Source organism: Arthrobacter sp. Hiyo1 (assembly GCF_001263615.2).
Lineage (GTDB): Bacteria > Actinomycetota > Actinomycetes > Actinomycetales > Micrococcaceae > Arthrobacter.
The window spans coordinates 188,752-192,497 of the sequence record NZ_DF952473.1 but is presented as its reverse complement, the minus strand read 5'-3'; the positions used below and the strand labels follow the sequence as shown (position 1 = coordinate 192,497).

General features: G+C 61.7%; 4 protein-coding genes and 2 pseudogenes. 4 read left to right on the top strand and 2 right to left on the bottom strand.

Annotated elements, in window-relative coordinates; all coding sequences use genetic code 11:
- Positions 1-280 (top strand): annotated as a pseudogene (locus tag AHiyo1_RS24860) (RNA polymerase subunit sigma-24); the annotation flags it as partial.
- Between the two features lie 387 nt (positions 281-667).
- Here the strand turns inward: AHiyo1_RS24860 and AHiyo1_RS24855 are convergent.
- Positions 668-829, bottom strand: coding sequence for a hypothetical protein (locus AHiyo1_RS24855; RefSeq protein WP_172465615.1), 162 nt, complete (start codon positions 827-829; stop codon positions 668-670).
- 329 nt (positions 830-1,158) lie between these two features.
- Here AHiyo1_RS24855 and AHiyo1_RS16345 point away from each other — a divergent pair, with 329 nt between their 5' ends.
- The 3 genes and pseudogenes from AHiyo1_RS16345 to AHiyo1_RS16335 all read left to right on the top strand — a co-directional run bounded on the left by AHiyo1_RS16345 (position 1,159) and on the right by AHiyo1_RS16335 (position 3,033).
- A complete protein-coding gene (locus AHiyo1_RS16345) occupies positions 1,159-1,395 on the top strand; it encodes a hypothetical protein (RefSeq protein WP_059389251.1) in 237 nt (78 codons plus the stop codon).
- A gap of 202 nt (positions 1,396-1,597) precedes the next feature.
- Positions 1,598-1,855, top strand: coding sequence for a type B 50S ribosomal protein L31 (locus tag AHiyo1_RS16340; RefSeq protein ID WP_009358283.1), 258 nt, complete (start codon positions 1,598-1,600; stop codon positions 1,853-1,855).
- An 81-nt stretch (positions 1,856-1,936) separates the two neighbouring features.
- Positions 1,937-3,033 (top strand): annotated as a pseudogene (locus AHiyo1_RS16335) (lipoate--protein ligase family protein).
- A 35-nt stretch (positions 3,034-3,068) separates the two neighbouring features.
- Here AHiyo1_RS16335 and AHiyo1_RS16330 read toward each other — a convergent pair.
- On the bottom strand, positions 3,069-3,746 hold a 678-nt coding region (locus tag AHiyo1_RS16330), incomplete at its 5' end, for a hypothetical protein (protein ID WP_216363230.1).

Below are 3,746 nucleotides of genomic sequence, written 5' to 3'. Positions count from 1 at the left end.
CATCGCCGACGGCGGCGGCCTCGCGCAGGCGGTTCGGGTGCCGGTGTACGGTGCGAAGAAGGTGACAAATCTGCTGCGGTCCTTCCCAGAGGCCGCGCTCAACCCGAAAATCGCTCTGCTTTGGCTCAACGGCGGCCTCGGCATCCGGATCGACGACGAAGCAGGCGGTCCGTCGCTCATCAGCCTGGTGGTGGAGGACGGCAGGATCGCGCGGATCTTCGCCATGCGTAACCCGGACAAGCTGGGCCACTTGGAGGAGGAGACCCAGTTGGTGCGCTAGCCGCTCCGACCCTCCATTGCGATCTCGGCGCAAGTCGGCGTGGCCTCGTACAGCTGAAGTGGGATCCACCGCTCCACATGCGGACTTCTGAGACAAAGTGCAGCATGATTCTTTGGCTGGGGTCTGCTGTCTCTTCGCCAACTCGAGCCCGCGATTCCGACCCGTCGAACACTAGACGGGCGAGCCAAGCAACAGCCGGCGCTCTGCCCCGGTCGGGCACGCCTGCGGCGCGAAGGGTCTGAGCGTCGTTATCCGGCTCATCCGATAGGTGGACCAGGCAAAACCGAATCGGCGCACAATCTAGTCCCCGAGGATGACGTTTCCGTCGACGCCGCAAAATAAAGTGAAAGACGGCTATCACCTTTGGCGTTGCTGATTCCAAGTCAATCAGAGGTTAGGGGACAACTTGATGAATGCACTGAAGAAGTTGCCCACGGGAACCGCGGCAGCGGCAGCTTCCGCGGACTTCTCCATGTCGATCCCGGACGGGTACGTCGCAGAACTCACCAACGACGGCGGCGTGCAGCTCCGCAACCAGTCCGCCCGCATCGTGATTCATCAGTGCCCCATGGGCACTCGACTCCAACGGCAAGAAGCTCCCGACGTCGTATACCGTCAAGGGGTCAAAAATCACCCAGCACGTCAACACCAACGGTGCTGCCTATCCAATCGTCGCGGATCCCTCGATCCAGTGGATTCCATACCCGGTCGTCGCCATGTACGGCTGGGAGGCTGACACCATCAGCAACATCGGAAACGTCTGGCAGTCCAGCTCAGGGCTTCTCCTGTGGGGTTGCTACGGATTCAGGATTTGGAATCCTGGAGCCGGGGCCATACCCATGCCAGCCCGCGACTGCGCATAACGCACGAGGAGAAACATGCTTGTCTTCCGGTACATCTATAGTGCTGTATTCGTCTTCGCAATGTTCTGGGCGATCTTTCTCGAAGACCTCCCTGTCTTCGGGCGGCTCGTCTTCCCGCTCTTTGTGCTCATTCCTCTGATACTCAACGAAATACAGATCCAGAAGACGCGGAAGCTGAAAGCAGAACTCCGCTCACGCGAGGCAGAGTCCCTGCCGAACGACGTCCACCACGACTACAGGGAAGCAAACTAGCCAGGACACTTGCAGGCACTCCTGACAGGCGCGGCCAATGAGGAGACCGCCCCCGCGGCTGACCTCGGTTCGTTTGGCCCTGCGGTTTCCGCTATGATTGGTTGTTGGCCCGACCGCTGAAATTTGCAAATGGAAGCAACGGACCACCTCCATTCATACCTGGCAACTGGCAAAATCCAGCTGCGTGAACAAAGGTCCCATTATGAAGTCTGATATCCACCCGAAGTACGAAGCTGTTGTATTCAACGACCTGGCTTCCGGCGTCAAGTTCCTGACCAAGTCCACCGTGTCTTCTTCCAAGACCATCGAGTGGGAAGACGGCAACACCTACCCGGTCATCGACGTCGAAATCTCCTCGGAGTCCCACCCGTTCTACACGGGCAAGCAGCGCATCATGGACTCTGCAGGCCGCGTCGAGCGCTTCAACGCTCGCTTCAAGGGCTTCGGCGGCAAGAAGTAATCAACTTCACCTCCAAGCTTCTGTGAAAGCCCGCACCCGCCGTATCTTCGGTGGCTGCGGGCTTTTGCGTTTTCCGGCAGGATGGAAGCCATGACTTCCAGCATGGCTTTCGAGCAACCCGATCCCCTGCTCCACGGCGAATATAAGGTCCACGGCGGAAAGCTCGTGGTGGTCGACCTCGACGTCGTGGATGGGCAGTTCGCGCACGTCTCGCTCAGCGGAGACTTCTTCCTGGAACCGGACGAGGCCCTGCAGGACATCAACCGGGCGCTCACGGGCCTTCCGGAAAGTTCGACGCCGGCAGAGATTTCCGCTGCCGTCTCCGCCGCATTGCCCGCGGACGCTGTCCTGTTCGGCTTCTCTGCCGACGCCGTCGCCGTCGCTGTCCGCAGGGCGCTGTCCAAGGCGAGCGGTGGGCGGACCACCAGTGGGAGGTCATCCCGCCGTCGGTCCTTCCCACCCACCTCAATGTAGCGCTGGACGAGGTCCTCACCGAACAGGTCGGGGCCGGGCTACGCAAGCCCACCCTGCGCTTCTGGGACTGGGAAGAGCCGTCGGTGGTAATCGGCAGCTTCCAGTCTTACCGCAACGAGGTGGATCCCGACGGCGTTGCTCGCCACGGCATCACGGTGGTCCGCCGCATCAGCGGCGGGGGAGCGATGTTCATGGAAGCGGGGAACTGCATCACCTATTCGCTCTATGTGCCACAGAGCCTCGTCGATGGCATCAGCTTCGCCGACTCCTACGCGTTCCTGGACGCGTGGGTCATGGCTGCCCTGGAAAAACTGGGCATTACCGCGTTCTACGTCCCGCTCAATGACATCGCCACCGAGCAAGGAAAGATCGGCGGTGCCGCACAAAAGCGCCTCGCCAACGGCGGCATGCTGCACCATGTCACCATGAGCTACGACATCGACGCCGACAAGATGGTGGAGGTTCTGCGCATCGGCAAGGAAAAGCTTTCCGACAAAGGCACCCGCAGCGCAAAGAAGCGCGTGGATCCACTCCGACGGCAAACCGGCCTGGCGCGGACGGACATCATCAAAGCCATGCAGGAAGTCTTCACCGAGCGCTACGGCGCCACGGAGTCCCGCATCACCGACGCTGAATTGGCGATAGCCCGGGAGCGGGTGCAGTCAAAGTTCGGTACTGAAGAATGGCTGCACCGTGTCCCTTAACTGCACCGTGTTCCTTAACTGCGGGTGTTCCCTCGTTAGCCGGCCCGGTACGCGTCCACTGCCTGTTCCAGGACCGGACCGTAGAGCGGCCATGAATCGGCGGGAGCCGCCACGATGAGGACGCTGATGCCCTTACTCCCCGCTACGAGGCAGGCCATTTCCCGGTATTGGTTGTTGCCGACGCGGGTCACGTAGCTGTCCTCGACACAGGATCCCGTACCGCCAAGGAAAGCCATTCCGGATCGCTCGGCGATTTTGGTGGGCGACGAGGAGTTCTCGTCCGCCAAGTGATCGATCCTGAAGGTGCTCCAATTGTCCAGCGACTCGCTGCCCTGCCGGGGCGTGGCGTTGAAGTAGATCCGAAGTTCACCCGTTGGGGACGAGACAGCCGCGGACACGCTGCCCGGGTCGCTTTCCGCAGGACTCGCATCGGCAGGGACCGAAAGGACCCCGGTGCCATCCGGGAGGTCCATGGTTCTCCAGCCTGCCGGGGCCGGTGCCGCCGTGAACCACCCGAACGGCGCTTCCGCAGACTGCTCGGGGCGGGAACCCGGGCTTTGACCAGCGGAACTGCAAGCTGCGACGGCGATTATCGCAGCAGCCGTGCCCAAGGAGAGCCCGGCGGACAGTGCCGGTTTATTGCGAGGCGGCGTGCTAGCGGTTTCCATCGCCGTCGTCCGGTCCGCCGTTATCGTCGCCGTCGCGGTCGCCGC

What these genes read in the sequence shown, in the direction of transcription:
- AHiyo1_RS16340 (WP_009358283.1), top strand. Translation starts at nt 1,598, where the DNA reads ATGAAGTCTGATATCCACCCGAAGTACGAAGCTGTTGTATTCAACGAC.
- AHiyo1_RS16345 (WP_059389251.1), top strand. Translation starts at nt 1,159, where the DNA reads ATGCTTGTCTTCCGGTACATCTATAGTGCTGTATTCGTCTTCGCAATG.
- AHiyo1_RS24855 (WP_172465615.1), bottom strand. Translation starts at nt 829, where the DNA reads ATGCGGGCGGACTGGTTGCGGAGCTGCACGCCGCCGTCGTTGGTGAGT.